Raw genomic sequence first — 25,486 nt, 5'->3', positions numbered from 1 at the left:
ACAACCGTTATCTGGAAAAATGTCGCGTTTTCATCAACAAGGGAAATCGCGATATGGCAAAAGACAACTATGGCGCATGCCTTGATTTTACGTTGCAGGCTGAAGGCGGTCTGTCGAAAGACCGTAAAGATCCCGGCAACTGGACGGGCGGTAAAGTGGGCGTTGGAACCTTCAAGGGCACCAAATATGGCATTTCCGCCGCGTCATTTCCCCATCTCGATATTGCCAACCTCACCCTTGCCGATGTGAAGCCGATCTACAAGACACGCTACTGGGATGCGGTGGGCGGTGACAGCCTGCCGGCTGGTTTTGATCTGGCGGTTTGGGATTACGCCGTCAATTCCGGCCCCGCGCGTGCGCTGCGTGAAGCGCAGGCGATTATCGGTGCGAAGGTGGACGGCAAGATTGGCCCGGAAACCATAACCAAGTCCGCGACCGCCGGCGTCAAACACATCCAATCGCTGTGCGCGCGGCGTCTCAGCTTCATGCGCTCCTTAAAAATCTGGAGCATCAACAAAAACGGCTGGTCGGCCCGTGTTGCCAAGGTTGAGGCAAAAGGTGTTGCCATGTACCTGGCGGCGACCGGCACAAGTGCTGCGGCACGCAAGACATTGGCCGCTGAGGGCCAGAAGGCCAGCGACAAGGCCGCAACACTGGCCAACCAAGGCGCGCTGTTCGGCACCGGTGGCACGGTTGGGGTTTCAGCCGGTGTGCCATCCTGGACCGGCTTCAGCCTGGCCATGGTTGGCGTTCTCCTCGCGACCCTGGTCATCTTTGCCATTTACCGTAAAAACCGCCAGCGGGCAGAAGCCTACCGGGCAGAGGCTGCCGCCTTGAAGGACCGTCCGCTCGAGACAGTTTCCCTGTAACGCAAATGACAAATCTGGCGCTTGCTTAGATATTGTGCGGCTTTTCAACCCGTTATGCGGAAAGCACACGGGTTGCCGACAGTCGAAATGTCGGTTTGCAGCCTGATGTCGTGAGTGCAAAAACGAATAAAGCCGCTTCGGTTTCCCAAAGCGGCCCTGTTCGTGATCAAAAATATATTCAGTGTAAACGAGTCAGTGCTTAATATAAATGGACACTTCCCGTGGCCACTGTGGCCAATTTCAGTCGTCCCCTGAAACAAGTCCATTGAAGCGAACTATTGGCCAATCGTCAAGTTATTTCCCTTCGCATCTGCGGAATTTTTTAGAGAAATTTCATTTTTGCAGCAAATATGGGGAATAAAATTCTTTAAATTCAGCACCTTATAGAACAGCAAAAAAGTTATGCAGCGAAAATCGCTGCACACATAATGATCACACAATGTTCACATTGACGCCGCAAATCATTGGGAACCGAGGTAATTACGGTTAAAATACAGTAGAGGATCACCCTTTGTGCCGAAGTGAATTGCCTCAACCTGTCCCAAAAGAATCAGGTGCGTCGACATGGGTTTTACATCGACAAGATTACAATCAAACGACACCAGCGCGTCCTCCAGCACCGGTGCGCCGGTGGCCAGCGTCATCCATTTCGCCTTTGCGAAACGCTCATCATTTTGCAACCCTCCAAAGCCGGCAAAGGCATCGGACAATGCGCGGTGACGCAGGCCCAGACTGTTGAGAACAAACTTGCCGCTTTGCGCAAAAATCGCATTTTTTTCATTGCCGGAATTCAGGCAGGCCAGCACGGTGGGCGGATTGTCGGATACGGAACACGCCGCCGTAATCGTCACGCCACGCCGCACGCCGCCGTGCTCGGTGGTAATCAACTGGACGTGCCCGGCATATTGCGCCATGGCATCGCGGTAAATATGCGCATCAACGGCATTATATACAGTCAAAAGAAACTCCGTGCGTTAAATACGTCCCACCCGCCCGCTAGGCACACGGACAGCGGCGATTATGTAGCCGAACAGTTACATTTTTGAAAATCCCGAACAATTTCCGCCTAAACATTGTTCGCAGCAATATTTTTCCCTTTTTCCGTGCGTCTGACATGTTAAACAACAGCCAATTAATATGGATAAACCGCTTTCAATGCTGACAAGCCGCATTTTATTTCTGGTCGCATCTGTTGCGTTTGCGCATGGCGCAAGTGCCGCGACACTTGGCGTTGTCGCACCACAGGACGGTCCTTATAAAATTCTCGGCGACCAGATCCGCCAGGGTGCCAAGGCCGCAGCTGCGCAGGCTGGGCTCGATGTGGTGGAGATCAATGAGGATTGCACCGACAGTGGCGGCGGTGCCATTGCCGACGGACTTGTTGCCGCCAAGGTCAGCATTGCCATCGGTTTTCTGTGTTCGGAAACCCTTGCCAGCAGCCTGCCCGCGCTGAAAGAAACCGGCACGCCGGTGATTACCCTTTCCAGCCGCTCGACCATTCTGCTTGAAGATGCCGCCAAAAACAGCTGGCCGGTGTTCCGTCTTGCGCCATCAGACACTGCCGAATCCGACCGGCTGTCCGAGGTTATTCTGCGGGACTGGCAGGGGTCACTGTTTGCTCTGGTCGATGATGGCACAATTCATGGCCGCGAGCTGGTGGACCGGATTCGTGCCAAGCTGGAAGAAGCAGGCCTGCAGCCAACCCGCATGGAAACGCTGCGCCCGGCGCAGGAACAGCAGGTGGCGCTGGTACGGCGTCTGTCGCGTGCTGGCATCGGCAATGTGTTCATGGCAACCGACCGCAATGATGTCTCGACGGTTGCGCGCGATGCCGCCTCTGAAAACATTGCGCTGACCATTCTGGGTGGCGACACGCTCAATGCCGCCAATGCCCCGCTGCAACTGACTGCTGGCACCTTTGCCGTGACGCTGCCTGATTATGCCTCATTGCCTGAAGCTGCAGCCGCGCTTGACGTATTGACGGCAGCGGGCGTGACAATTCCTGAAGGTTATACCCTGCCCGCCTTTGCCGCAGTGCAGATTGCCGCCAACGGCATTGGACTGGCCGACCAGCAGAAAAAACCGGTTCTCGACATATTAAAAGACTCGACCTTCACCACCGCCATTGGCGACGTTGCCTTTAACGAGGCACATGAGTTGAAGAACAATCCTTACAGCCTACAACAGTGGAATGGTCAGGCCTTTGTGCCGGCCGCACGCGCAGTGCGCTGAACCTCCACCGCACCGGCAGGTCATCCTCCGCATCAGGCGTTGATCTCGGTTGTTCCGCGGCAATGACAATGATATGGCAGCGCATGTGCTCATATGCTTGAGCGCAAGCCCTTTGCCATCGCGTTCATGCACTCTGTCCGGAGCTTTCCATGTCCCTTCCCGTCCGCCTTGCCCCTTCCATTCTTGCAGCCAATTTCGCCAAGCTGGGACAGGAGGTCAGTGATGTCGTTGAAGCTGGTGCGGACTGGATCCATCTGGATGTGATGGACGGCCATTTTGTGCCGAATATTTCCTTTGGGCCCGATGTCATCAAGGCGCTTCGTCCGCATACCAATGCGTTTTTTGATTGCCACCTGATGATTGCCCCTGCCGATCCTTATCTGGAAGCCTTTGCCAAGGCCGGCTGTGACGGCATTACCGTGCATGCGGAAGCTGGCGCACATTTGCACCGTTCGCTGCAGACCATTCGCTCGCTCGGCAAAAAGGTTGGTGTCACGCTGAACCCTGCAACCCCTCTTTCCGTACTGGAAAACGTCATTGATGATGTCGACCTTATCCTGATCATGAGCGTCAACCCCGGTTTCGGTGGCCAGAAGTTCATTCCCGCCATGCTGGACAAGATCAAGGCTGCCAAGGCGATGATCGGCGCACGCCCGATCGAGCTGGAAGTGGATGGCGGCATTACCGTGGAAACTGCACCGGCCGCCATTGCCGCAGGTGCCAATGTGCTGGTTGCCGGTTCTGCCATTTACAAGGGCGACGGCGTGGAGGATTACCGCAAGACTGTTACCGCCATTCGCCAGGCCGCAGAAAGCGGGCGCGCGTGAAGAAGGCAGGCTTCTTTCTTTCCTTGATTACATCAGGTGCCGCATGTTTTGCGGCCCCGGCCCATGCCGGTGATATCGCCGCCTTCCAGACAATCGGTTTTTCAAAGGATGGTTCAGTCTACGCCTTTGAGGAATATGGCGTGCAGGACGGGTCCGGTTTTGCCTATTCCAATATCTATGTCATCGATACCGTCAAAGACACCTATCTCGAGGGCACGCCCATACGGGTGTTGGTGAAGGATGAGGCGGTTGGTGTGGGTGCAGCACGCGCACAAGCGCTGGAAAAAGCAGCCCCACTGATTGAACAGCACAGACTGGCTGACAATCCCGGTCTGCTGGCCGCCTTCAACCCGGTCAGCGATGCCAGTGGCAACCCCTACCAGATCAGCTATTACGCTTATGCCGCAGCACCACCCTTTGGTTCACCCTACAGGCTGGGGCTGGAAGAGGTTATGCAGCCGGCCGGTGAAAAATGCAGTTCCTGGACCGAGCGTAGTTCCACCTTCAAGCTGAAAATGCTTCTGCAGGACGGCAAGAACAGTGATAGAATTGTCTATGATGAGCAGCGCGCGCCGGAAAGCCGCGGCTGCGTGACCGGCTACCGGCTGGGTGGCGTGGTCACACATCAGGGTTTTGGCTCCAACCTGCACATGGCACTGGTAACGGTGCTGCAACATGGCTTTGAAGGGCAGAATGGACGCTGGATCGCCGTACCCGTCAGACCATGAGCGGTGCCTTGAAAGGGCAGTCCATTGAAACAGCGGGTTGAACACGCCCTGCCCTCAAAAACCGCAGCACTTGCCGGACCATTCATCTGGGGTGCTGCGATGGCGCTTTCCTGCGTCATTGGTCTTTATATGCGCCACCGGGGCGAAACCGACCATTTCTGGCAGATCGTGGCGTTTTATTTCGCCGGTGCCTTCATTGCCTTTACGCCTGCCTTGGTGCTGGCGCGGTATCTGGCCTTTTCAAAACCGGCCACCGCCCGCTTCTGCGCCTTTGCGCTGTGTCTCTGTCTTGTCACCTATGGCGTGACGGCGCTGCTGTTTGCTCTGCAGTACCGCATTTTTTATGCGCAGTGGCATGAGCCATTCCTGACACGGATCTGGTTTTTCCAGCAGTTGTTCACCACGCTTGGCGCAACCTACCAGTTCACCATCATCGGCCTTTGGCTGTATTTTCCCGTGGGCATCGTGTGTCTGTTCGTAACCAGTTTCATCCTTTCCCTTCGAATGCGTTGAGATTGGCGTCACACTTTGCTACACGGGCTGCAAATTCTCACCATATAGAAAGCGGTAGCAATGATCCCTCGCTATTCCCGGCCGGAAATGGTCGCAATCTGGTCGCCGGAAACGAAGTTCCGTATCTGGTTTGAAATCGAAGCCTATGCCTGTGATGCGCTGGCCGAGATCGGCGTCATTCCAAAGTCGGCAGCTGAGACAATCTGGGAAAAAGGCGGCAGCGCCACTTTCAATGTTGAGCGCATCGATGAAATCGAAGCCGTTACCAAACATGACGTCATCGCCTTCCTGACGCATCTGGCAGAATTTGTCGGTCCTGACAGCCGCTTCGTGCACCAGGGCATGACCTCTTCCGACGTGCTGGACACCACGCTGAACATTCAGCTGGTTCGCGCCGCAGACATTCTGCTTGCCGGCATGGACCGCGTACTGGCTGCACTGAAGACCCGCGCCTTCGAACACAAGGACACGATCCGCATTGGCCGCAGCCACGGCATTCACGCCGAGCCGACCACAATGGGTCTGACCTTTGCCCGCTTCTACGCGGAAATGGACCGTAACCGCACCCGTCTGGTCAACGCCCGTGCAGAAATTGCCACCGGCGCCGTTTCCGGTGCAGTTGGTACCTTTGCCAATATCGACCCGCGCGTTGAAGAACATGTCTGCGAAAAGCTGGGCCTGATCCCTGAGCCGGTTTCCACACAGGTTATTCCGCGTGACCGCCACGCCATGTTCTTTGCAACGCTTGGCGTCATCGCCTCGTCGATTGAAAATGTGGCGATTGAAATCCGCCACATGCAGCGCACCGAAGTTCTGGAAGCCGAAGAGTTCTTCTCGCCGGGCCAGAAGGGTTCGTCGGCCATGCCACACAAGCGCAACCCGGTTTTGACCGAAAACCTGACCGGCCTTGCCCGTCTGGTGCGTATGTCGGTTGTGCCAGCACTGGAAAACGTTGCCCTGTGGCACGAGCGTGACATCAGCCACTCCAGCGTTGAGCGCGCCATTGGCCCTGATACGACCATCACCCTCGACTTTGCGCTGCACCGCTTGGCCGGGGTTGTCGAAAAGCTGGTGATCTACCCGGAAAACATGCTGAAGAACCTCAACAAGTTCCGTGGCCTCGTGCATTCGCAGCGCGTTCTGCTTGCACTGACACAGGCTGGCGTTTCCCGCGAGGATTCCTACCGCCTCGTGCAGCGCAACGCCATGAAGGTCTGGGAACAGGGCGCGGACTTCCTGGAGGAACTGCTGGGCGATGAGGAAGTGCGTGCAGCCCTTTCCGAAGACGCCATCCGCGAAAAGTTCGACCTCGGCTACCACACCAAACATGTTGATACGATCTTCAACCGTGTGTTCGGCAAGGCCTGATTGAACCAGTAACGCCCGTGTCAGATGCCCGGACCTTGTCCGGGCATTTTCATAATGACGACAGGTTTGCGGCCCATCGTCAAAACCACGCCGGGCAGCCCCGACAATGTCGACAATCCTCACCGCCATCTTGAATACGGTGACATTGATACCAAGATAAGCGCCATGAAAGCATCCGAAGCAGATATCCTCATCGTTCCCGGTTACACCAATTCCGGGCCAGACCACTGGCAATCCCGCTGGCAGCAGAAGCTTGGCAGCGCGCGCCGCGTTGAGCAGGCCGAATGGTCGAAGCCCGTGCGTGAAGACTGGATCACTAGGCTGGTTGAAGACGTCAATGCCTGCACGAAACCGGTTGTGCTGGTGGCGCATTCGCTTGGCGTACCAACCGTGGTGCATGCCATTCCGGAAATTGGCCACAAGGTTGCCGGCGCATTTCTGGTGGCACCGCCAGATGTCACCAACCCAACCATCCGGCCAAAACACCTGATGACCTTTGGTCCCTACCCGCGCGAACCGTTCCCGTTTCCGGCAATGACCATTGCCAGCCGCAACGACCCGTTCGGCACCTATGAGCATGCTGACGAGATTGCCGCTGCATGGGGCTCGTTGCTGGTGGATGCCGGCATGTCCGGCCACATCAACACTGAATCCGGCCACGGCCCATGGCCGGAAGGCACCATGGTTTTTGCCCAGTTTCTCAGCCGTTTGAAGAACCCTGAATCCAGCCAGCACTAAAAACCGGCATTTTTTCCTGAACCATTCGGCCATTCAAGCGTTTCTTCTATGTGTTTAATTAACTTGGAGGAAACGCAAATGGACTGGAACCGTGTTGAAGGAAACTGGAAACAGGTTAAGGGCAAGATCAAGGAACAGTGGGGCAAACTCACTGATGACGACCTGGATCAGATTGCCGGTAAACGTGACCAGCTTGAAGGCAAGTTGCAGGAACGTTACGGCCTCGCCAAGGATCGCGCTAAGACCGATGTAGATGATTGGTATGGCCGCCAGACCTGGCATTGAAAACCACAAGTCCGCAAAAGTTTTGGTTCAAACACCAAGACGATGCCGTCAAAGAGTTCAGCCCCCGTTTTCGGGCGGCGCGTAGTTGACGGTAAATAGACGGACACGTGCCTAGACATCAACGCTATGCCTTGAATAACAAAAGCCTAGACGATTGATGACACACTCAAAGCCCCGCTTATGCGGGGCTTTTTTTATGAGGCGATCATATTGGCGGCCGGCAGGCGGTTTGCGGTTATATCCCGCATGGTGCCGATTGACCGTATCGGCACATTGTCTGTATCCATGATCATGCGTCCGGTCACATGGATCCAGCGCAGCGTGCCATCTGTATTGTTCAGCGGATATTCGGTTTCGAAGTAGTCACCGGCAATCAACGCATCATAAATCTCCTTGGCCACCCTCTCCCTGGTGTCCGCATCGATCTTTTGCAAAATGCCCTCAATGGGTACGCCGGCCCTGCCATGGCAGGGTAAAAATTCAAAGAAATCTGCACACACATAATCCAACGTGACGAGATTTTCGATTACATCCCACGTGTAATAACCGGTCTTCTCGTCCTGCATTTCAAGCCTTTGCGATGACACGCCATCCTCCTGCGCGCATATTTCGATTCTAAGCCTACCGGACACAAATTGGTTGAGTAAGGACCGGCACTATAGTTTTTGACTATAATTTTAACGGATAACAATTTGTGGTAGTGTCGCTGGTAGGCTCGTAAGTGCGCCAATCACGAAATGGTTCCAATGTTTTTTTGAAAACGTCAGTTTTTTGATGAGACGGAAGATGGCGCGGCTGGAGGCGGTGCCAGGAGGTGTTATGCATCCGTTCGATTGTTAGGGAACGCAAGTGGCACTGCCTTGCGTGGGCGAAAGAGCGGATGGAACGATATCATACATCTCAATTTTTCTGTGAAATAATGGCCGCACAAATATTCAAAGGACAGCCAGCCACATATTCAAATGGTTAGACTTATGCGGTCATGTTTGCCGCCAACAGCACCAATTACCAGAACGGATATCTACTTAAGGTAAAACCAGAATGTACAACTATCTATCAAGTTTTGGTTTTGATTTGAACAATCGCGAAATCGCAACCCTATCATATTTAGCGTTACTGCCAGTCATCGCAATTTATAAAGGTTTTGTCACATCTTTGGGTGACGTGGCGCGCGCGTTTTTTAATCCGAAGTTTGCCGCAGTCTGGTTGATAATGTCGCTTTACGTGACAACGTGTGTTTGGCTGTTGGCCAAATTAGACCTTTGGGATTGGCCCAATCTTAAATCAACCCTAGTGTGGTGGTTAACAGTTGGATTCAGCAGTTTCTTTGATGCAAAGCGATTTATAAACGACAGAAAAATAATAAGAAAATTACTGAGGGATACGCTCACACTATCAGCTGTCATTACATTTATCGCAGAACTTGTTAGCTTCCCCCTTTGGGTTGAATTCTTACTGTTTCCAATACTCGCGCTTGTCACTTTACTGCTAGCAGTTGGTGATAGCCTTAGGGACGACCCCAAATTCCACCGTCTCTTATCTTTTCTTCGGAGACTTCAAATTCTGGCGGGCTTAATTATGCTCGGCTCTAGTTACTGGATGGTAGCGAACACAGTTGGTGAACACTGGACAGTGAATACACTACGCGAGTTCGGGCTACCGTTACTGCTTTGGCTAATGTTCATTCCTTTCATTATTCTGCTCGCCACATATATGAGCTATGAGACCAGCTTCATTCAATTGGCTCGCCGACCAAAACAAGAAGCGATTTACGGTTATGCGAAGCGTAGAGCGATAATTGCATTTGGATGGAATTCAGAAGGCGTAAGGCGTTTAATACGAGACATTATTGCCCGCGACGTTGACGACAAGAATGGCGTTAAAGAAGCCATTGATGAAATCAAGAAAAGCTTCAAGATAGAGAAAAAACCACTCCCGGTAAGAAGTGCAGATGGTTGGTCACCGCAAGAGGCACGGTATTTTCTTGGTGAGTTTGATATGGTAACAGACGATTATCATCGTAACCAGTGGGAGTGGTTTGCGAGTAAATCACTCAAGCTTAAAAACGCACCATTAGCGGATCAGATCTCGTACTATATCACAGGAAAACAGCAAGCGGTGACACGGTTGCGGCTCGCTCTAAATGGGTCAAACCAAAACAACGTCTTTGAGGCAGAAAGGTTTTTTGATGAGCGCGCTATGGTGTTACTTACCAAAATCTTTGATGCGAAGCATGCGACAGAGATACTGCGGCACCCACAAGACGTTACATTGATCGATGAAACCACCGTATCAATTAGCAGATCCGAGTACGGCAGTGCAGTCAACGGCGGGTACAACCGAAATCTCGTTATCGAGCATAAAACACACAAAGAAGACGGTCTTTAACTCGTCGACCCTAGCTTAACGAAGGCAAGCCAGAATCCGTCGGCCGCTTTAAGCATGACTGCTGGCAAGCAATCTGATTTTACACTTAAAATAGGAAGAAAATTTCCGCTCCTGCGCGAAGAGTTGCCTTCATCCAATCAACATTTTGTATTGTCGATCAAATTACCCACTATTGCGTTTCCGTTATGTTCTGTCATTCTATGTGAGTGACAACGAATCATCGGGATGCAGAGCATGACAACCGGTTTTTTTGGTTTACTCACCCAACGCCCTTCAATTGAAGGATACGGCCCTCATCACCATTGGCAAGGACGATCGGGGCAATGGCATATAACGACGGTGTATCCATTATGGGGTAATCACGTTGATCTCCCATCCGTATATATATTGGTGCGGCGAGATTCAGATGGTTTAACTCACCCTCTTTACATAGGGCAAACCTCGGACACCGCACGCCGACTGCAAGAGCATTTATATGATAAGATACTCAGAGCCGCTCATCTCGGCGTGAATGAATTACATTTACATTTCTTGGCCAAAAGTGAAGCGGATCGAATTTCTATCGAAACTGATCTTAGAAACGGTCATTGTACTCCCCTTAATAAACAATCAAGTTCAGCGATGAGTGGAGGCTTACTTGGTCTTGGATCGCTTATGTAGATTTCGCTTCCATTTTGGTGGCGTGAAGTAACCGATAGAAGGAGGCTTCGTTACGTGCCTCACCCCTGTTTCAGCCTCTCGGCGTCACTGGCGCGAGAATTGTGCCGCTCCTAAACTTCCTGTGCACGCTGTTGATTTCAGCCTTGGCGCGGTCCATTGCGTCGGCATCTGCTTTCGGGTCACCGGATGACTGATGGATTTTTGCCGAGATGGGTTTGCCGAGATGGGTTTGCCGTTGGCGTCCATCTTCAGGGCGACAATTGTCATGCCATCGAAAGGTTTTGGTTTGGCAACGCAGCCCTGCAATGGGAAGCGAAATAAGCGACCAGCAAAGGCTCAACATATTTCATTTGAGATGGCTCCTGGACATACCGTTTATGCGATTTCTCCGGTTGTCAGAGCCGTCACCCAACGCCAGTTCGCCTACTACCGGAGGATTAAATCCGAACGCACGCACACGCCTTAAAATCGCATATTGTACAAAATAGAGCGGAGGTCGGGACAATGGGTTCGAATTCCACCTCTTCCGCCACAATCGGTCAATGGGCAGGGCAGCGCCCTACCCGGAAACAACAATGGCCCGGCGCATTGAGTTGCGCCCAACACAGCAAAACTTATGTAGCGGTTGCAATGTGTTCGCCAGCAGTGCCACCTCAAGAATTTTCCAAAACCGGCGCGAAAAATACAACCCAGCGAGAAAAACTGGCCCGAAAAATTAAAAAATCGAAAAATATTTCGATATTTTATCTCTATCCAATCAATGACTTCGGGGTGGTTTTGAACTAAATCGGGTAAGTTGATTGCATAACCTTAGATTTAATCCTATATTGCCTTATCGACCATTGCTTGTGACGCCGGTCCAGAGCTTTTGCTCCCGTCGGATTTCCTCTCAAAATATCGATCCAATCCTGCGAGGTTTCGCAGGAACAACAACGATTGCTATGAAAGGAAATCGTTATGAACACTGGCACCGTAAAGTGGTTCAACGCAACCAAGGGCTTCGGCTTCATTCAGCCTGACGATGGCGCGACCGACGTTTTCGTACACATCTCTGCCGTAGAGCGCGCTGGCCTCAGCTCGCTTACAGACGGTCAGAAGATCCGCTACGAACTCGTTCAGGACCGCCGTTCTGGCAAGAACTCTGCCGATAACCTTCAGGCGGCATAAATTTGTCATTTGCTCCGCCGACCACGGATGTACTGGCGGCATGAGTAGATGACAGTGAGAGGTCGGGTTTGCGCCCGGCCTTTATTTTTTTAAGACATGGGAGATTCTCATGCTGAAAGTTCCCTATCGCTGCGGCGATAAAATCGTCCTCAAAACGCGCACACGCGGCAGTGTCCAACCCCATGGGACTGGCGAAGTCGTTGCAGTGTTGCCCGAAACTCAGGGCGTGATCCGCTACCGGATACGTATTGATGGCGAAAATTTCGACCGCAGTATTGGCCAGGACGACATCGACACCGACGCATCGTCCCGTGGCACTCCGAAGTCCAAGACCCCGACATCCCGCGGCGATACCAACGCCAGCTGGATTGATCTGACTGCGGTCAGAACAAAAAAATAGTCCACCACGTACAGATAAGGAGATATTTTGCAGGTCATCGTTAGAGAAAACAACGTCGAACAGGCACTTCGTGTCCTGAAGAAAAAATTGCAGCGCGAAGGCGTTTTCCGCGAAATGCGTGCCCGTAGCGCCTATGAAAAACCGTCCGAAAAAAGAAATCGGGAACAGGCCGAAGCCGTTCGCCGTCACCGCAAACTGCAGCGGAAAAAATTGCAGCGCGAGGGTTTGCTCCCCGCCCCTAAAAAAGCTGTGCACACTCGCTGAGCATTGGTTGCCCCTTCACGAAAGGAGGTCGTCATGACGATTAATAAAGAACCAATCTTAAAAACCGGCAGAGCATCTGCACAGGATAAAGCCTCAGCAACCGATCAAGCCGCACGGCAGATCATTGCGACGGATGAAGCCCAGCGTGCCAAAAAGACGGAACGCTTGCGCTTGTTGCGCGAGGCACAGGAATCCGCAACGCCTGTAGAGCTGCCCACAGTGACAAAGCGCAAATCGCGCGCAAAGGCCTGACAAGGTCCTTGATGTGTTGCCTGACGATTGGCGGCTCTAAAAAGACAGGACGGGCGCAGCAACTGCGCCTGAATACACAGTAGCGCATCGGGTCACATCAGATACCCGGTCGCTTCTCTCCCCAGAACAAACTCCCCTGGAAAACACAACGCCTTTGACACAGCACGAACAGCCGTGTGCTCGAGAAGGTGCGGCTGCTGCCAGCAAATGCGAGTGTGATGCTGAGCATCACATCGTGTGGCGGCTCGCGTGCCTCGCCCTGAACAGCGCGTGCGTGCAACGTCAAAGGAACAGCGCCCTCCGTGCGGAGCACGGCTTGCTTCTTGATCAGTCAGCCATCGTTCTTGCGAGCATCGCTGCTATTTCAAGCTTGTGTGCGACCTACGCGCGCGCGGTGAGCCAACCGCGCCCTGAAAACGTCACAGTTCATTCAGCAGCCGTTCACGCGGATGAGAGCTAATCTCAATCACCACACAGGGAGTGTTTGAGATGCGTAAGTTACTTTTAGGTGCAGGTATTATTCTCACGGCATTTATTGGCGGCGGCGCAAATGCGATGCCGATCATGCAGCCGTCTGCGCCAGTGGCGTCAATTGTCCAAAAAGTCGACTATGCTTGCGGGCGAGGCTATTACCTGACGCCCCGCGGTTATTGCCGACCCTACGAACCGCGGCGTTACGAGCGCGAATGGGACCGTCGAAGCGATTGGAACCCTCGTCGCGAGTGGCGTGAACACCAAGCCCGTCGCGAATGGCGCGAGCATAGACGGTGGGAAGAGCGCGGTGATTGGCGCCGCGAACGCGAATATCGCCAGTGGCAATGGTAGACACTGTTAGGCCCGCTTTTTGGGCGGGCCTTTTCTTCTTTCCGGGTAAAAAGAGCGCCTAGCCATCCATGTTCACAAGAACGAATTCGCGCTTAACCGCGCCGCTCATAGATCTTGGAAACGTCATTGTTAGCGAGCGAGGCCATTCTGGCTGACACGCATCCAGCAGTTCGCGCCCAATCCTCGTATGCGTCGAGCATCCTGATAGCGCCGCGACCACGGGCCAGCGGCGTCGCGAACCAAACAGTTTCTTTCGTGATACGACCAGCGCCAAATGGATGATCAAATGCTACGGCCATCTCACGTGTTGACGTGAAGCGCACGACCTCGACATGGTGGCCAAGTCTTGCGAGAGATGCGTGGCGTTCAGTCTGAGCTGGTGACAACCGGCCTTTGCCAACCTTGTTCTCGATCATTCGCAGCTTGCCGCCCGCGATGTAGATGCTGAGGTCAGCTTCGCCTGGCGTAAGTCCTGTGGCCACTGCGTCAGCCTGTGCGCGTGGTCCTCGCTTGGCGCTGTTCATGTCGCCTGCCAGTAGAAACTTGCGACCGTATTCTGGCAGTGCCCGCAATGCCCTCACTTGAGCCGCCTGCCCTTCGCTTTCCTTGATCGGTGCGTCGGAGACGGAAACCTTGCCGCTGGTGCTGGTACGGATGACAACACGCTTACCGTCAATGCGGGTGGTCTGCTGTGACTTGGGCATGAACCCTCCTTGGTTATGAGGGTAATATTAGGAAATCGAAGCAAAACGTCTTGGGGTGTCGTGAAATAAATTTGGTCACGAAAAAGCCCCGCGACATGCAGGGCTTGTTCGTTGTGTGGGATATCAGTTCTTCCCGGCGTCTATCGGCTTCGCTCTTTTCTGCGGCCACCGCTTCAAGAATTTATCAATTCTCGACCGGTCACCACCGAACTGCTCCATCACACCTACTGCGACCTGCATGCTGACAGCATATTGCTGTTGCAGCTGTTCGACGGTGTACGGCTCACTCTTGCTCTCGGACATATGCATTCTCCTTACGATCAGAAAATGCGATTGGGTCGGTCCTGGTTCCGGGTTGTATTTCGACAGCCCCTTTGCCCGGTGCACCGTGCCCGAATAAAAAACTCAATAACCGTGCAGCCAGCACACCCTGCGCGGTTGCACGAGTAGGGTATATATTTAAAAATATATATACCCCTAAACGTGCACTAACCGGGCAGAGCTGTGCAGGTGTGAACGCCCGGATGTGCACGGATAATGCACGGATAACATTTCGCTATCCGGGCAGTATTTAAAGTTGTATTTGTGACGACAAAGAGGTTGTATCTCTATGTTGAGAGCACAACGAATCTCGTGGGCAAGAAATGACCGAAGGCAGCACCGATACTCCTCCCTTGCAACCTAAGCAATTCATGAGAACACGCCCAGAAGTGGCGGAAATCGTCTACAAAGACTATAAGGAAATGCACCGCGCGACATTCGAATTGGCTGGTCAATACGGTCGTTGGCTGCTCGCAAGTCTCTTGTTGATTCACGGCGGCGCGTTGTTCGGCTTATTCACTTTCTTAAGCGAATTAGCAGACAAGCCTGATGCTTTGGCGCGCTATCAACTTACGGTATGGTGGTTCGTTATCGGCCTTATGCTTACTCTGTTCGCAGGCCTGTGCACGTGGGCGAATTGGACTTTGCACAGCGACAATTACGACGGATGGGCGAACAAACCTATGCTGTGGGACCCCGAAGAGTGGGCGGGAGCAACGCGTCATACGTGGGCTATTGATTTCTTCTATTGGGCCGCTCTTGTCCTTGGAGTTTTAGCGTCACTTTGCATCGTTGGCGGCGCGTACTCCACACTCAATGGAAACTGGGTGCAATCGGTGGTGACGGCTGTCGTCTAACAAAAAAGGCCGGAGCTAACAGCCCCGACCTTTCTAACGCTTATCATCTTCTGCCGTTACAGTGTGAAAGCTACTTGGCTGAACAATGCATGACGACAGCCTTGGTTCCGCTTAATCCAGCAGTTCAGCCGCGACCTTACCGCCGTTCTCAGACAGCTTCTTGAGAAGCGCCTTGTGCAGCCAGGTGTTCATTTCCGCCGAACCATTGAGCTCACCGGTGTAACCCAGCTCCTCCGCCAACTCCTTACGCTCGGACAAGCTCGCGTCCATTCCGAGAGCTTTCATCAGGTCAACAATCGAGTGCCTCCAGTCGAGCTTCTGGCCGCTAGTCACCACCGCCGCATCAAGCTGCGCGGCAACGTCCACAGTCTGCACTGAAGAGGTGGCGGACGTCACAGGTGCTGATGCGCCAGAGGTTGGCGGGACCGCCTGCCCGGTTCCTCCAACCGGCGTTGCAGTCGTTGCAACCGGCTCGGGGATTGACGATGGCGCTGGCGTGGACTCAGCCGCAGTTGGCAAGACAGGGGCTGTCTCTGCATGTGCGGAACGACCGAAGATCGCATCCTTGATTTTGCCGAATATGCTCATGTGTTTCTCCTCATGGTTACAAACGAAAGCCGCTGGCTATTGCTAACCAGCGGCTCAACTTCATGTTAGGTAATCACCAAGTCTGTCGACCATACCAGTCATCGACGTCTTTTTTGGTCTGGTCTTTTTCGTAACCATATCGCTCTTGGATTTTGCCTTCGAGCTGGTCACGCTTGCCATTGATGACATCAAGATCATCATCGGTGAGTTTGCCCCACTGCTCCTTGATCTTGCCTTTTGCCTGTTTCCAGTTTCCTTCAACACGGTTCCAGTCCATTGAAATATCTCCTCTTTGAGCTGTGGAGAGATAACGGGCCGGGGAGCGACTTGGTTCCGACAAGGTTTGCTTGACGGCCATGAGCATGTCCAGACGCGATCAGATGTGGGGAATCGCATGCTGGCCGCGTATACGGCTCTCGCCTTTCGTTCCGGGCGCGCCATAGTGGTCAAAAGTACCTTTGACATAGTGGTAGCGGAGGCCGCCTCTTTCGGCGACATCAGTCTTGGCTTATTATTAATTGGTGCGGTCATTTTCATCTCCTTCCTTGCTGATTTTGAAAGGATGCTGCTGGTCGCAAACATCACTGTCAAATGCGCAAATTTTGGAAAGAGTGAAGATTTTAGATTTGTTCGCAGGTTGTCGTTCAAGACTTTCTAGAGCGAAATGGATAAACAGAGTGCCAAAACGTAGTTATGGCAAACAGAAAAAATCTACTGCAAGTCTTTGATTTAATTTGGAAATGGCGGAAGAGGTGGGATTCGAACCCACGGTAGGCTCGCACCTACGCCGGTTTTCAAGACCGGTGCCTTAAACCGCTCGGCCACTCTTCCTTAATTTCGATCTGGCGGTGGGCCGTCACGCAATGTGACAACAGCACCCAAATCAAGCGGTGGCTGGCTTTATAGCGGTTCGGTTCGCCGCGTCAACGTGCAGAAGCAACTAAAAACACCCGCCCACATAAATAGCGTGCAAAAGCTGAAATGCAACTTTACGCCACCGGCCAATGTGCCATCATGCTGCGCCATGCGGGTGCACCAACACAGTTGATTTCAACCCAAGAGGCACCCTGCCCTTGATTGTTATTATATATAACGATTTCAGTGCATTATTTAATTTCATGAAATTAAAAAATTAAATGATATTCAGCGTGCAGCCGTAAGACATCATCGATAAAATGACCGCGCGGCAATTAAGACAGAGTTAAACCAAAACTGGCAGATTGCCCGGATGCAATGATTGCATGAAGCCCAGGATATGAATTTCCAATATCGTTCACCTCCTGCATTCTCTTTGCATATGACTTTGATTGTAAAAGAAAAATCACACAGAGGCTGAAATTCCTTACGGAGCACTTCATTCGGCGGTGTGAAAGTGGTGGCAGGTTCGGTTGACAATAAATCGTATGCTGAATGACATTCTGGATGCGCTTCCTCTACCGACCATTCGCGTTAAAACGAATGGAACCGTCCTCTTTTGCAACAAAGTCTGCGGCGATTTTCTGCAGGACCCGGCCACTCTGACAGGCAGCAGTCTTATTGCGCTTGTCCATGCCGACGACCAGGATGCCGTGCGTGATGCGCTGGTAAAGGCGGCCACCGGCCAGCCGACACAAATTGAAGTGCGCCTTGACCAGGACGGCAGCCCCCTGCACTACGCATTGTTTTCCTTTCGGGACGATCCGTTTCCCGAGGAGCCGGCGATCCTCGTGCAGGCCACAGACATTACAGCCCAGAAGCTGCTGGAGCTTGATCTTGCCTCGCGTGAAAGCCGCTGGAATAGCGCGCTGATCAATTCAGAAAGCGGTGTGTGGGACCAGAACATGTCGACCGGCGTGTTTTACGGATCCGATACATGGCGGTCCATTCGTGGCATGGCGCCGGATGACCCGATCGAGACCAATCACCAACGCTGGCTGGAGCTTATTCACCCCGACGATCGTGACAGGGTGATCTTTTCTATTGAGCGGCAAAATGCCGGTGATCCCGAATTTGCGGTGTTCGAGTACCGCGAAAAGCACAAGGACGGCCACTGGGTGTGGATCGAGTGTCGTGGTGCGGCTGTCGAGCATGATGCCGATGGCAATCCGATCCGCATCGTCGGTATCGACAATGATATCTCCACCCGCAAGGCGGCTGAATTCGCGCTGGAGAAAATGTCTCGCCGTTTGAAGCTGGCGCTGGAAGCCTCGCATATCGGTGTGTTCGAGGTGGATTTTGAAACACGACAGACCACCTGGGATGACCGCATGTATTCGATCTTCAATGTATCGAAGGGTCAGGACATCGTCATTGATGGTGTCTGGGAAAAGATGGTGCATCCGGAAGACCTGCCGCGCGTGCAGAAAAATGTCGAGTTTCATGTTGGCAAACTGACAGCCTTTTCCGACGAATACCGCATCATCATGCCCGATGGAAAGCTGCGCTACATCCGTTCCAGAACCGTACCGTTTATCGACAATGCCGGTCACGTTCGCATGGTTGGCGCCAACTGGGACGTGACGGATGACATTGTTTTACAGCGGGAGCTGGAGCGCGCCAAGAACCTGGCAGAAGCCAGAAACCTTGAATTAGAAGAAGCAAAAAACAGCATCGAATACAATGCGATGCATGATTATCTTACAGAATTACCTAATCGGCGGTATCTGGATGAAACCCTGCGTCGCATGGCGGCGGAATGCGCGCGTGATGGTCAGGGCATCGGCATTTTGCATATTGATCTTGACCGTTTCAAACAGGTCAACGACACATTTGGCCATCGGGCTGGCGACATGCTGTTGCAGAATGTGGCACAGCTTCTGCGCAAGAATGTACGCGGTGCAGATTTTGTGGCCCGCATTGGCGGCGACGAATTTGTGTTCGTGTCACGCTACACCGGCACCTCCAAGAAGTTCTCCGCCCTGGCAGACCGCCTGATCAAGGAACTGCGCAAACCCATGCACCATGACGGCCACGAATTTCGGTGTGGCGCCAGCATCGGCATTGCCTGTGAAAGCGGCCGGGATATCGACCCCAAGCAGTTGCTGCTCAATGCCGACATCGCGCTCTACAACGCCAAGAAACGTGGCCGTAACCGCTACGACTTCTTCTCGTCAGACACACAGGACATTCTCATCAACACCAAACGTGTGTCGGACGAGATCCTGCTGGGTCTGGAGCGCAGCGAATTCATTCCCTATTACCAGCTGCAGTTTGACGCCAAGACACTCGACATCATCGGTGCCGAGACACTGGCGCGCTGGAAGCACCCGACCGAAGGCATTTTAACACCGGACCGTTTTCTGGCCATTGCCGAGGATCTGGATGCCGTTACCGCCATTGACGAGATGATGCTGGAAAAGGCAGTCAGCGATTTCAACATCTGGCAGAAGACGGGTTTGCCAATCCCAAAAGTGTCGGTCAACGTGTCCTCACGGCGTCTGCATGATCCGTTGCTGACCAAATCGCTGAAGTCGCTGGATATCAAACCAGGCACGGTGTCATTCGAACTTCTCGAATCCATCTTCCTGGATGATAGCGACCAGACGGTACTGGACAACCTCACCCGCCTGCGCAAGCTGGGCATTGCCATTGAGGTGGATGACTTTGGAACCGGCCACGCATCTATCATCAGCCTGTTGCGCATCAGCCCTGATGCACTGAAAATCGATCGGGAGCTGGTGAGGCTTTTGCCGCAGTCCAACGAGCAGCGCAAATTGCTGAGCTCCATCCTGGAAATCGGCCGCTCGCTTAACATCAGAGTCATTGCCGAAGGTGTTGAAACGCAAGCACATATTCGCATCCTGCGCGATCTGGGCTGCGATTACCTTCAAGGTTATGCACTGTGCCGCCCCATACCGGCGGAAATGGTTGAAGCTTTTGTAACCGGCCAGTCCTGGCGGCAAGACAATGGCAATGGCAGCGTCCACAACAAGTTCAGTGAAATTCTGGCTGCCAATAAAAAGAAAGCCGGCGACTATCGCTAAGAGCAGATAGTCGCCGGCCCAATGTTTCAATCAATCGACTTGAGGATCAGGCCTGGCTGATCTGCTCGGCTGCTTCAATCAGCAGGCTCTGCATCTTTGCCGTCAATTCGCTGTCGCTGACATTCACGCCTGCCGCGTCGAAATCGCCGCGTACCTTGCGGAACACGTCTGCGTCGCCTGCCTCTTCAAAATCGGCAGCGACTACTTCCTTTGCGTAAGCATCAGCATCAGCCTTGCCAAGCAGGCCGGCGGCCCACAGGCCCAGCAGCTTGTTTCTGCGAGCTTCAGCCTTGAATCTCAGTTCCTCATCATGAGCGAACTTGTTTTCGAATGCCTTATCGCGATCACCGAGGGCCATGTCATAATCTCCCAAATTTATTCACATTTACCGAAAGCTGAAAGTTCAGCCTGTTGTCCATAAATCAAAAGCATTGCCAGACTGCAATGCAAAGTTTCACGACAGGCCGCGATGAAACGAAAAGGATGTATTGTTGCCTTTCGCCACACCATGCAGCCTTGCGCAACAGACATGGGAACGGCCAATCTGAAACGCCAGACCCCTACGTGAATTTAAGTTTTCCTCATCAGCACTTTACGTAAGAAAGATCGATTCAACAAAATGGAATTACGTATTGATTCAACAACAATAGTCATTTTTTCTAATTTATGTTAAATTGGTGAAATGACTTTCGACGAGATAATTCGCAACACGCAAATGTGTCGTTTGAAAACAGCTGCGCTGTCGCGAACACGCTTTGCGGCGGCGTCGGCCTTGCCTCATTCACGCGGCAATAACATATATGTATGCCGGACGTGACTATTGCTATATTCATTGAACCAACACAGGACACAGGAGGTTTCATTCACAAGCGACAACGAATTGACGCGGAGAACCCATCCTACAGATTGTTAAAGTCCATCTTTTCCGATATGGGACCGCTTCAAAGAATGAAACACAACGCCATGCGCATGGCGCCAACACGAGATCTCATATTATGAACCGTCGCCGCCGTATTTACGAAGGCAAGGCAAAGATCCTTTATGAAGGACCAGAGCCAGGTACGCTGATTCAGTTCTTCAAGGACGATGCAACCGCCTTTAACAAGAAAAAACACGAAGTTATCGACGGTAAGGGTGTTCTAAACAACCGTATCTCCGAATACGTGTTTACGCATCTGAACAAGATCGGCATCCCCACCCACTTCATCCGCCGCCTCAACATGCGCGAACAGCTGATCAAGGAAGTGGAAATGATTCCACTTGAGATCGTTGTACGCAACGTTGCTGCCGGTTCGCTGTCCAAGCGTCTGGGCATTGATGAAGGCATCGTGCTACCACGCTCGATCATCGAATTCTATTACAAGTCGGATGAGCTTGAAGACCCGATGGTGTCTGAAGAGCACATCACCGCTTTTGGCTGGGCCAACCCTGCCGAGCTTGATGACATCATGGCTCTTGCCATTCGCGTCAACGACTTCCTGTCGGGCCTGTTCCTGGGCGTCGGCATCCAGCTCGTCGATTTCAAGATCGAATGCGGCCGCCTTTACGAAGGCGATATGATGCGCATTATCCTGGCCGATGAAATCTCGCCGGACAGCTGCCGTTTGTGGGACATCGAAACCCAGGAAAAAATGGACAAGGACCGGTTCCGTCGTGATATGGGCGGCCTTCTCGAAGCCTATTCCGAAGTGGCTCGCCGCTTGGGCATCATCAATGAAAACGAACCGATCCGCGGCACCGGCCCGGTCCTCGTAAAATAAGCACATCAGGAGAACTATCAGGTGATCAAGGCACGGGTGACTGTTACGCTGAAAAATGGCGTTCTCGATCCACAGGGCAAGGCAATTGAAGGCGCACTGGGAAGCCTCGGCTTCGAAGGCGTTGGACAGGTTCGTCAGGGCAAGGTTTTCGATCTGGAGATCGACAGCACTGATGGAGCCAAGGCAGAGGCCGATATCAAGGCTATGTGCGAAAAGCTCCTCGCAAACACAGTGATCGAAAACTACTCTATCGCTATCCTCTGACAGCAGGAGCCGCTCAATGAAATCGGCAGTCGTTCAGCTTCCCGGCCTCAATCGTGATCGTGACATGATTGCGGCCCTGACAAAAATCTCCGGCAAGGAGCCGATCACCATCTGGCAGACGGAAACGGAAATTCCCGACGTTGACCTGATCGTTATCCCCGGCGGTTTCTCCTATGGTGACTATCTGCGCTGTGGTGCCATTGCGGCCCGTATGCCTGTGATGCGCGCCATTCGCGAAAAGGCAGAAAAAGGCGTTAAGGTTCTTGGCGTGTGCAACGGCTTCCAGATTCTGGTTGAAGCCGAAATGCTGCCGGGCGCGTTGATGCGCAATTCCTCGCTGAAGTTCGTTTGCCGCGAAGTGAAGCTGGAAGTCGTCAACAGCGATACGGATTTCACCCGCGCCTATTCGCAGGGTCAGATCCTGCGTTGCCCGGTTGCCCACCATGACGGCAACTACTTTGCGGAAGCATCCGAGATCGCGTCCATGGAAGACAAGGGCCAGATCGTGTTCCGTTATGCCGAGGGTACCAACCCGAACGGCTCGCTGAACGACATTGCCGGTATCATCAACGAGCGTGGCAATGTTCTCGGCATGATGCCGCATCCGGAAAACCTGATTGAAGCGGCCCATGGCGGCAATGATGGCAGAGGCCTGTTTGCTTCCGCCCTCAATGTTATCGCGGCCTGATCATATCCAGACCATCAAACCGGCACTCAGTGCCGGTTTTTTTTCTCTTCTCATCAAGGTTGCACCCATGACACGCCTGCCCCTTCGCTATGCTCTGAGTTTTGCCAGCGTTACGGCAGCCATGGTCGCATTAAGCGCCTGCCAGTCTGAGAGAAGCACTCCGGCCCCTGCCAGCCAGGCAGCCCTGCCGACCATGGAGCGCGTTGCGCTTGGTGCAAATGCCTGCTGGTTCAAAAGCGGTGATCCTGCTTTCAAGGCATACCGCCTTGCACCGGAACTGAATTCCTTCTCCGGACGTCCACGCATTTTGCTGGTGCCACGCAACAGTCCGGAATCCCGGCCAATGCTGGTTGTAGAAGCTGAAGGCTCGCCCGCCAAGCTTCAGGCCTATGGCCCCGTCATGAACGAGGCCCATGCTTCGCGTGTTGCCACAGACGTCAAGCGCTGGGCAGCGGGCGGCAAAGGCTGCTCATAAGAAGAAAACCCAGCTGCACAGGTTGGGAAAAAGGATGCAGTGGGCCTGCCCATTGGCTTATCGTCCATATGTCTTGGCTTCCGGGACGAAAAACCGATTGATGGCAGTAAACATGTTGCACGCCTCCCGAACATTTGCCCGGGCGGCATGCGTGGATATGGTGTTCACGGAAAATACGGCACCGCCTACAGCGGCTTGATGCTACTGGCGTCCACATTCCTGTACTTGTCACAAAAATCCGATAAGTCGCGCTGAACCGGGCGCGTCACGGGCTGATCAGTCAAATGACATCAGCCCTATGGAATTCTGTGAAAAGCACAGGAATGAGAGACCAGATTGTACCAATTGTTGACCTGTGATGTGTGTATCCATTCAATGACAATCACACCAGAAAGCGGGATTTTGCGGTTTCATTGCGCGCCTGCGATCGGCTGATGCCAATATCAAGCAACTGCTCGTCGGTCAGTTCTCTCAAAGCAAGGCGGCCGGCCCGCTTGATGTGCCATGTGCGAATGGCAGCCACAAAACGGCCAAATACATGGTTTGGCGCAGTAATGGTCAGTGGTACGGGGTCAACCATGTCGCCATCGTCACGGAACACATATTCCCGCGTATAGCTGTCAGGGTACATTGTATCTATTGTCGTTAGGTATTGATCCATCTTGCGCATAATTGCACCTGTTCACCTTTAATTGTTCGGGGTCATTCTCTGCGACAATAAATACAATTGACTCACGTGCAGGTACAATGTTTAAATTGTCACCATGACAAATTGGCTCCCTAATCTTTCCAATGGCACCGGCCCGCTTTACATGCGCCTGGCCGACCATATTGAAACCGCCATTTCGAATGGCGAGCTGGCGGCAGGCACAAAACTGCCACCGCAAAGAAATCTCGCTTATGATCTGGGCGTTACCATCGGCACCGTCAGCCGCGCCTATTCTGTGGTGCATGAGCGTGGTCTCGTCAGCGGCGAGGTTGGGCGTGGCACCTATGTAAACAGCCGCCACACCCCGACACCGTCTGTCCATATTGGCCAGGCCGCCAACACATCAAATGCTGCGGTCTCGGCTGCCGAAACGAAACAACTTTCCAAGCTGGACACCACGGCAGCGCCGACGGTTGGGCAAGGTGTGCTGATTGAGCGCCATCTGTCCGACATCATGGCGGAGCGTGCCGCGCAGGTTGCCAGTTATGCCCGCGACTTTCCGGAGGAATGGTCGATTGCCGGTGCACGCTGGCTGGCGCAAAATGGCTGGACCCCAAGCCCTGAGAACATCGTGCCAACGATTGGCGCACATGCCGCGGTGATGGGCATCATCGGTGCCGTCACCTCCCCGGGCGATCGTATTGCTTTTGAGCACCTGACCTACTCGCAGATCAGCCGCAGCGCCGCCCTTGCCGGACGACGTATTGCGCTGGTGGATTCTGACGAAAACGGCATCATCCCCGAGGATTTCGAGCGGGTCTGTGCGCAGCAGCACCCCAAGATGATCTTCCTGATGTCGTCGGGCCAGAACCCGACGTCCACCACATTGCCGTTGGAGCGCCGCAAGGCCATTGCCGACATTGCCCACAGGCACAATGTCTGGATCATTGAAGACAATCTTTATGGCGCCATGTGCCGCGATGACATTCCGCTGATTGCGCAACTGGCACCGGAACAGACATTTCTGGTGGGCAGCCTGTCCAAGTCGGTTGCCGCCGGTGTTCGCGGCGGCTGGGTTGCCTGTCCGCCGCACTTCGGCACACGGGTGCGCACCGCCCACAAGATGATGACGGGCGGCCTGCCCTTTCTGCTAGCCGAACTCTGCGCCCGGCTGGTGTTGAGCGGTGATGCCCATCGCATCCGCCAGGACTGTATTGCCGAGGTCAATGCGCGCGAGCAAATGGTTCGGCAGATCTTTTCCGGTCTGGAGTTCAACTCTAATCCCGACATTGCTTTTGTGTGGCTGAAATTGCCCGAACCCTGGCTTTCCGGCACGTTCCGTAATGCAGCCCGCAAGGAAGGCATTCTCATTGACGATGAGGATGAGTTCAAGGCTGGACGCTCGGAGAAGGTCTACCACCGGGTGCGCATCAGCTTTTCTGCGCCCAATACCCGTGAAGAGCTGGCCCGCCACCTGCACACACTGCGCCGCCTGCTGGACAACGGTTCTGTGAGTTATGACAGTATGGCCTGAGGCCGGATGGCGGGTGCTGCCCTGCAGTACAAACTTGGGTATTTCGAGCTTTTTGCTCTCACGCTCGCCTGCTGAAAATCCGCTCATCCCATGGCGCGAATACGCTGGGTGAAGCGAATCGAAGCTGGCGGATGCGTGGCTGGAAGAACTTTTACACAAGCCAGAGGT

The 25,486-nt window shown here is 53.4% G+C and carries 32 protein-coding genes and 1 tRNA gene; 24 read left to right on the top strand and 9 right to left on the bottom strand.

Going from position 1 to position 25,486, the window contains the following annotated elements; genetic code table 11:
* The first annotated feature begins 53 nt into the window (after window positions 1–53).
* A complete protein-coding gene (locus tag IB237_RS23965) occupies window positions 54–869 on the top strand; it encodes a glycoside hydrolase family 108 protein (protein WP_192491258.1) in 816 nt (271 codons plus the stop codon).
* Between the two features lie 461 nt (window positions 870–1,330).
* Here the strand turns inward: IB237_RS23965 and IB237_RS23960 are convergent, their stop codons facing one another.
* Window positions 1,331–1,783, bottom strand: a complete 453-nt coding sequence (locus tag IB237_RS23960; protein WP_192491410.1) for a flavin reductase family protein — start codon at window positions 1,781–1,783, stop codon at window positions 1,331–1,333.
* 223 nt (window positions 1,784–2,006) lie between these two features.
* Here IB237_RS23960 and IB237_RS23955 point away from each other — a divergent pair, with 223 nt between their 5' ends.
* The 7 genes from IB237_RS23955 to IB237_RS23925 all read left to right on the top strand — a co-directional run bounded on the left by IB237_RS23955 (window position 2,007) and on the right by IB237_RS23925 (window position 7,560).
* Window positions 2,007–3,101, top strand: coding sequence for a branched-chain amino acid ABC transporter substrate-binding protein (locus IB237_RS23955; RefSeq protein WP_246788265.1), 1,095 nt, complete (start codon window positions 2,007–2,009; stop codon window positions 3,099–3,101).
* 149 nt (window positions 3,102–3,250) lie between these two features.
* Window positions 3,251–3,928 (top strand): ribulose-phosphate 3-epimerase, encoded by a 678-nt coding sequence (rpe, locus tag IB237_RS23950; protein WP_192491257.1) that lies wholly within the window; start codon window positions 3,251–3,253, stop codon window positions 3,926–3,928.
* Window positions 3,925–4,656, top strand: coding sequence for a DUF2259 domain-containing protein (locus IB237_RS23945; RefSeq protein ID WP_192491256.1), 732 nt, complete (start codon window positions 3,925–3,927; stop codon window positions 4,654–4,656). The genes rpe and IB237_RS23945 overlap by 4 nt, the downstream gene beginning before the upstream one ends.
* 24 nt (window positions 4,657–4,680) lie before the next feature.
* Entirely contained in the window at window positions 4,681–5,169 is a 489-nt protein-coding gene (locus IB237_RS23940; protein WP_192491255.1) for a hypothetical protein, read from the top strand.
* Window positions 5,170–5,229: 60 nt separating this feature from the next.
* Window positions 5,230–6,537, top strand: coding sequence for an adenylosuccinate lyase (gene purB / locus IB237_RS23935; RefSeq protein WP_192491254.1), 1,308 nt, complete (start codon window positions 5,230–5,232; stop codon window positions 6,535–6,537).
* A 165-nt stretch (window positions 6,538–6,702) separates the two neighbouring features.
* On the top strand, window positions 6,703–7,275 hold the full coding sequence (locus tag IB237_RS23930; RefSeq protein ID WP_192491408.1) for an alpha/beta hydrolase: 573 nt from the start codon (window positions 6,703–6,705) through the stop codon (window positions 7,273–7,275).
* Window positions 7,276–7,353: 78 nt separating this feature from the next.
* A complete protein-coding gene (locus IB237_RS23925; RefSeq protein WP_192491253.1) occupies window positions 7,354–7,560 on the top strand; it encodes a CsbD family protein in 207 nt (68 codons plus the stop codon).
* 194 nt (window positions 7,561–7,754) lie between these two features.
* On the opposite strand, the gene IB237_RS23920 is transcribed toward IB237_RS23925, so the two are convergent.
* A complete protein-coding gene (locus tag IB237_RS23920) occupies window positions 7,755–8,147 on the bottom strand; it encodes a PAS domain-containing protein (protein ID WP_192491252.1) in 393 nt (130 codons plus the stop codon).
* A 454-nt stretch (window positions 8,148–8,601) separates the two neighbouring features.
* On the opposite strand from IB237_RS23920, the gene IB237_RS23915 reads away from it, so the two are divergent.
* The 8 genes from IB237_RS23915 (at window position 8,602) to IB237_RS26610 (ending at window position 13,516) form a co-directional block, all read left to right on the top strand.
* Window positions 8,602–9,948: a hypothetical protein gene (locus IB237_RS23915; RefSeq protein ID WP_192491251.1), complete on the top strand. Its 1,347-nt coding sequence runs from the start codon at window positions 8,602–8,604 to the stop codon at window positions 9,946–9,948.
* 234 nt (window positions 9,949–10,182) lie between these two features.
* Complete coding sequence (locus IB237_RS23910) at window positions 10,183–10,608, top strand: hypothetical protein (protein WP_192491250.1); 426 nt, start codon at window positions 10,183–10,185, stop codon at window positions 10,606–10,608.
* Window positions 10,609–11,112: 504 nt separating this feature from the next.
* Window positions 11,113–11,394: a hypothetical protein gene (locus IB237_RS23905; protein WP_192491249.1), complete on the top strand. Its 282-nt coding sequence runs from the start codon at window positions 11,113–11,115 to the stop codon at window positions 11,392–11,394.
* 171 nt (window positions 11,395–11,565) lie between these two features.
* The gene (locus IB237_RS23900; protein ID WP_192491248.1) at window positions 11,566–11,775 is read left to right on the top strand and encodes a cold-shock protein; all 210 of its coding nucleotides are present in this window, start codon (window positions 11,566–11,568) and stop codon (window positions 11,773–11,775) included.
* Between the two features lie 109 nt (window positions 11,776–11,884).
* Window positions 11,885–12,175 (top strand): cold-shock protein, encoded by a 291-nt coding sequence (locus IB237_RS23895; RefSeq protein ID WP_192491247.1) that lies wholly within the window; start codon window positions 11,885–11,887, stop codon window positions 12,173–12,175.
* Between the two features lie 27 nt (window positions 12,176–12,202).
* Window positions 12,203–12,439, top strand: a complete 237-nt coding sequence (gene rpsU / locus IB237_RS23890) for a 30S ribosomal protein S21 (RefSeq protein WP_192491246.1) — start codon at window positions 12,203–12,205, stop codon at window positions 12,437–12,439.
* A 33-nt stretch (window positions 12,440–12,472) separates the two neighbouring features.
* On the top strand, window positions 12,473–12,691 hold the full coding sequence (locus IB237_RS23885) for a hypothetical protein (protein WP_192491245.1): 219 nt from the start codon (window positions 12,473–12,475) through the stop codon (window positions 12,689–12,691).
* Between the two features lie 489 nt (window positions 12,692–13,180).
* Window positions 13,181–13,516 carry a GCG_CRPN prefix-to-repeats domain-containing protein gene (locus tag IB237_RS26610; RefSeq protein WP_371815396.1) on the top strand — a complete coding sequence of 112 codons (336 nt, stop codon included), beginning with the start codon at window positions 13,181–13,183 and terminating at the stop codon, window positions 13,514–13,516.
* Window positions 13,517–13,608: 92 nt separating this feature from the next.
* Here IB237_RS26610 and IB237_RS23870 read toward each other — a convergent pair whose 3' ends face one another.
* Window positions 13,609–14,220 carry a VRR-NUC domain-containing protein gene (locus tag IB237_RS23870; protein WP_246788264.1) on the bottom strand — a complete coding sequence of 204 codons (612 nt, stop codon included), beginning with the start codon at window positions 14,218–14,220 and terminating at the stop codon, window positions 13,609–13,611.
* Between the two features lie 123 nt (window positions 14,221–14,343).
* On the bottom strand, window positions 14,344–14,523 hold the full coding sequence (locus tag IB237_RS23865) for a hypothetical protein (RefSeq protein ID WP_192491243.1): 180 nt from the start codon (window positions 14,521–14,523) through the stop codon (window positions 14,344–14,346).
* Between the two features lie 341 nt (window positions 14,524–14,864).
* On the opposite strand from IB237_RS23865, the gene IB237_RS23860 reads away from it, so the two are divergent.
* Window positions 14,865–15,398, top strand: a complete 534-nt coding sequence (locus tag IB237_RS23860) for a hypothetical protein (RefSeq protein WP_192491242.1) — start codon at window positions 14,865–14,867, stop codon at window positions 15,396–15,398.
* Window positions 15,399–15,509: 111 nt separating this feature from the next.
* Here the strand turns inward: IB237_RS23860 and IB237_RS23855 are convergent, their stop codons facing one another.
* The gene (locus tag IB237_RS23855; RefSeq protein WP_192491241.1) at window positions 15,510–15,986 is read right to left on the bottom strand and encodes a DUF3597 domain-containing protein; all 477 of its coding nucleotides are present in this window, start codon (window positions 15,984–15,986) and stop codon (window positions 15,510–15,512) included.
* A gap of 73 nt (window positions 15,987–16,059) precedes the next feature.
* Window positions 16,060–16,263, bottom strand: a complete 204-nt coding sequence (locus IB237_RS23850) for a CsbD family protein (protein ID WP_192491240.1) — start codon at window positions 16,261–16,263, stop codon at window positions 16,060–16,062.
* A gap of 117 nt (window positions 16,264–16,380) precedes the next feature.
* On the opposite strand from IB237_RS23850, the gene IB237_RS23845 reads away from it, so the two are divergent.
* A complete protein-coding gene (locus IB237_RS23845; RefSeq protein WP_192491239.1) occupies window positions 16,381–16,644 on the top strand; it encodes a hypothetical protein in 264 nt (87 codons plus the stop codon).
* 83 nt (window positions 16,645–16,727) lie between these two features.
* Here IB237_RS23845 and IB237_RS23840 read toward each other — a convergent pair.
* Window positions 16,728–16,817 (bottom strand) — tRNA-Ser (locus tag IB237_RS23840).
* A gap of 572 nt (window positions 16,818–17,389) precedes the next feature.
* Between IB237_RS23840 and IB237_RS23835 the strand changes: the two genes are divergently transcribed.
* On the top strand, window positions 17,390–19,948 hold the full coding sequence (locus tag IB237_RS23835; protein WP_192491238.1) for a bifunctional diguanylate cyclase/phosphodiesterase: 2,559 nt from the start codon (window positions 17,390–17,392) through the stop codon (window positions 19,946–19,948).
* 46 nt (window positions 19,949–19,994) lie between these two features.
* Here the strand turns inward: IB237_RS23835 and IB237_RS23830 are convergent, their stop codons facing one another.
* Window positions 19,995–20,306, bottom strand: a complete 312-nt coding sequence (locus IB237_RS23830) for a DUF1476 domain-containing protein (protein WP_192491237.1) — start codon at window positions 20,304–20,306, stop codon at window positions 19,995–19,997.
* A 637-nt stretch (window positions 20,307–20,943) separates the two neighbouring features.
* Here IB237_RS23830 and purC point away from each other — a divergent pair.
* The 4 genes from purC (at window position 20,944) to IB237_RS23810 (ending at window position 23,135) form a co-directional block, all read left to right on the top strand.
* The gene (gene purC / locus IB237_RS23825; protein WP_192491236.1) at window positions 20,944–21,708 is read left to right on the top strand and encodes a phosphoribosylaminoimidazolesuccinocarboxamide synthase; all 765 of its coding nucleotides are present in this window, start codon (window positions 20,944–20,946) and stop codon (window positions 21,706–21,708) included.
* 21 nt (window positions 21,709–21,729) lie between these two features.
* Window positions 21,730–21,972: a phosphoribosylformylglycinamidine synthase subunit PurS gene (gene purS, locus IB237_RS23820; protein WP_192491235.1), complete on the top strand. Its 243-nt coding sequence runs from the start codon at window positions 21,730–21,732 to the stop codon at window positions 21,970–21,972.
* Window positions 21,973–21,988: 16 nt separating this feature from the next.
* Entirely contained in the window at window positions 21,989–22,660 is a 672-nt protein-coding gene (gene purQ / locus IB237_RS23815; RefSeq protein WP_192491234.1) for a phosphoribosylformylglycinamidine synthase subunit PurQ, read from the top strand.
* A 67-nt stretch (window positions 22,661–22,727) separates the two neighbouring features.
* Entirely contained in the window at window positions 22,728–23,135 is a 408-nt protein-coding gene (locus IB237_RS23810) for a hypothetical protein (protein ID WP_192491233.1), read from the top strand.
* A gap of 382 nt (window positions 23,136–23,517) precedes the next feature.
* Here the strand turns inward: IB237_RS23810 and IB237_RS23805 are convergent, their stop codons facing one another.
* Entirely contained in the window at window positions 23,518–23,805 is a 288-nt protein-coding gene (locus IB237_RS23805) for a DUF1127 domain-containing protein (RefSeq protein WP_192491232.1), read from the bottom strand.
* 94 nt (window positions 23,806–23,899) lie between these two features.
* Here IB237_RS23805 and IB237_RS23800 point away from each other — a divergent pair, with 94 nt between their 5' ends.
* Complete coding sequence (locus IB237_RS23800; RefSeq protein WP_192491231.1) at window positions 23,900–25,318, top strand: PLP-dependent aminotransferase family protein; 1,419 nt, start codon at window positions 23,900–23,902, stop codon at window positions 25,316–25,318.
* Window positions 25,319–25,486: the final 168 nt, after the last annotated feature.

The organism is Agrobacterium sp. AGB01 (genome assembly GCF_014851585.1).
Taxonomy (GTDB): domain Bacteria; phylum Pseudomonadota; class Alphaproteobacteria; order Rhizobiales; family Rhizobiaceae; genus Agrobacterium.
Note: the sequence above shows the minus strand (reverse complement) of the source record. Positions and strands in the feature narration are given on the sequence as shown.

What these genes read in the sequence shown, in the direction of transcription:
- IB237_RS23965 (WP_192491258.1), top strand. Translation starts at nt 54, where the DNA reads ATGGCAAAAGACAACTATGGCGCATGCCTTGATTTTACGTTGCAGGCT.
- IB237_RS23960 (WP_192491410.1), bottom strand. Translation starts at nt 1,783, where the DNA reads ATGGCGCAATATGCCGGGCACGTCCAGTTGATTACCACCGAGCACGGC.
- IB237_RS23955 (WP_246788265.1), top strand. Translation starts at nt 2,007, where the DNA reads ATGGATAAACCGCTTTCAATGCTGACAAGCCGCATTTTATTTCTGGTC.
- rpe (WP_192491257.1), top strand. Translation starts at nt 3,251, where the DNA reads ATGTCCCTTCCCGTCCGCCTTGCCCCTTCCATTCTTGCAGCCAATTTC.
- purB (WP_192491254.1), top strand. Translation starts at nt 5,230, where the DNA reads ATGATCCCTCGCTATTCCCGGCCGGAAATGGTCGCAATCTGGTCGCCG.
- IB237_RS23930 (WP_192491408.1), top strand. Translation starts at nt 6,703, where the DNA reads ATGAAAGCATCCGAAGCAGATATCCTCATCGTTCCCGGTTACACCAAT.
- IB237_RS23925 (WP_192491253.1), top strand. Translation starts at nt 7,354, where the DNA reads ATGGACTGGAACCGTGTTGAAGGAAACTGGAAACAGGTTAAGGGCAAG.
- IB237_RS23915 (WP_192491251.1), top strand. Translation starts at nt 8,602, where the DNA reads ATGTACAACTATCTATCAAGTTTTGGTTTTGATTTGAACAATCGCGAA.
- IB237_RS23910 (WP_192491250.1), top strand. Translation starts at nt 10,183, where the DNA reads ATGACAACCGGTTTTTTTGGTTTACTCACCCAACGCCCTTCAATTGAA.
- IB237_RS23905 (WP_192491249.1), top strand. Translation starts at nt 11,113, where the DNA reads ATGGGTTCGAATTCCACCTCTTCCGCCACAATCGGTCAATGGGCAGGG.
- IB237_RS23900 (WP_192491248.1), top strand. Translation starts at nt 11,566, where the DNA reads ATGAACACTGGCACCGTAAAGTGGTTCAACGCAACCAAGGGCTTCGGC.
- IB237_RS23895 (WP_192491247.1), top strand. Translation starts at nt 11,885, where the DNA reads ATGCTGAAAGTTCCCTATCGCTGCGGCGATAAAATCGTCCTCAAAACG.
- IB237_RS23885 (WP_192491245.1), top strand. Translation starts at nt 12,473, where the DNA reads ATGACGATTAATAAAGAACCAATCTTAAAAACCGGCAGAGCATCTGCA.
- IB237_RS26610 (WP_371815396.1), top strand. Translation starts at nt 13,181, where the DNA reads ATGCGTAAGTTACTTTTAGGTGCAGGTATTATTCTCACGGCATTTATT.
- IB237_RS23870 (WP_246788264.1), bottom strand. Translation starts at nt 14,220, where the DNA reads ATGCCCAAGTCACAGCAGACCACCCGCATTGACGGTAAGCGTGTTGTC.
- IB237_RS23865 (WP_192491243.1), bottom strand. Translation starts at nt 14,523, where the DNA reads ATGTCCGAGAGCAAGAGTGAGCCGTACACCGTCGAACAGCTGCAACAG.
- IB237_RS23860 (WP_192491242.1), top strand. Translation starts at nt 14,865, where the DNA reads ATGACCGAAGGCAGCACCGATACTCCTCCCTTGCAACCTAAGCAATTC.
- IB237_RS23855 (WP_192491241.1), bottom strand. Translation starts at nt 15,986, where the DNA reads ATGAGCATATTCGGCAAAATCAAGGATGCGATCTTCGGTCGTTCCGCA.
- IB237_RS23850 (WP_192491240.1), bottom strand. Translation starts at nt 16,263, where the DNA reads ATGGACTGGAACCGTGTTGAAGGAAACTGGAAACAGGCAAAAGGCAAG.
- IB237_RS23845 (WP_192491239.1), top strand. Translation starts at nt 16,381, where the DNA reads ATGCTGGCCGCGTATACGGCTCTCGCCTTTCGTTCCGGGCGCGCCATA.
- IB237_RS23835 (WP_192491238.1), top strand. Translation starts at nt 17,390, where the DNA reads ATGCTGAATGACATTCTGGATGCGCTTCCTCTACCGACCATTCGCGTT.
- IB237_RS23830 (WP_192491237.1), bottom strand. Translation starts at nt 20,306, where the DNA reads ATGGCCCTCGGTGATCGCGATAAGGCATTCGAAAACAAGTTCGCTCAT.
- purC (WP_192491236.1), top strand. Translation starts at nt 20,944, where the DNA reads ATGAACCGTCGCCGCCGTATTTACGAAGGCAAGGCAAAGATCCTTTAT.
- purQ (WP_192491234.1), top strand. Translation starts at nt 21,989, where the DNA reads ATGAAATCGGCAGTCGTTCAGCTTCCCGGCCTCAATCGTGATCGTGAC.
- IB237_RS23810 (WP_192491233.1), top strand. Translation starts at nt 22,728, where the DNA reads ATGACACGCCTGCCCCTTCGCTATGCTCTGAGTTTTGCCAGCGTTACG.
- IB237_RS23805 (WP_192491232.1), bottom strand. Translation starts at nt 23,805, where the DNA reads ATGCGCAAGATGGATCAATACCTAACGACAATAGATACAATGTACCCT.
- IB237_RS23800 (WP_192491231.1), top strand. Translation starts at nt 23,900, where the DNA reads ATGACAAATTGGCTCCCTAATCTTTCCAATGGCACCGGCCCGCTTTAC.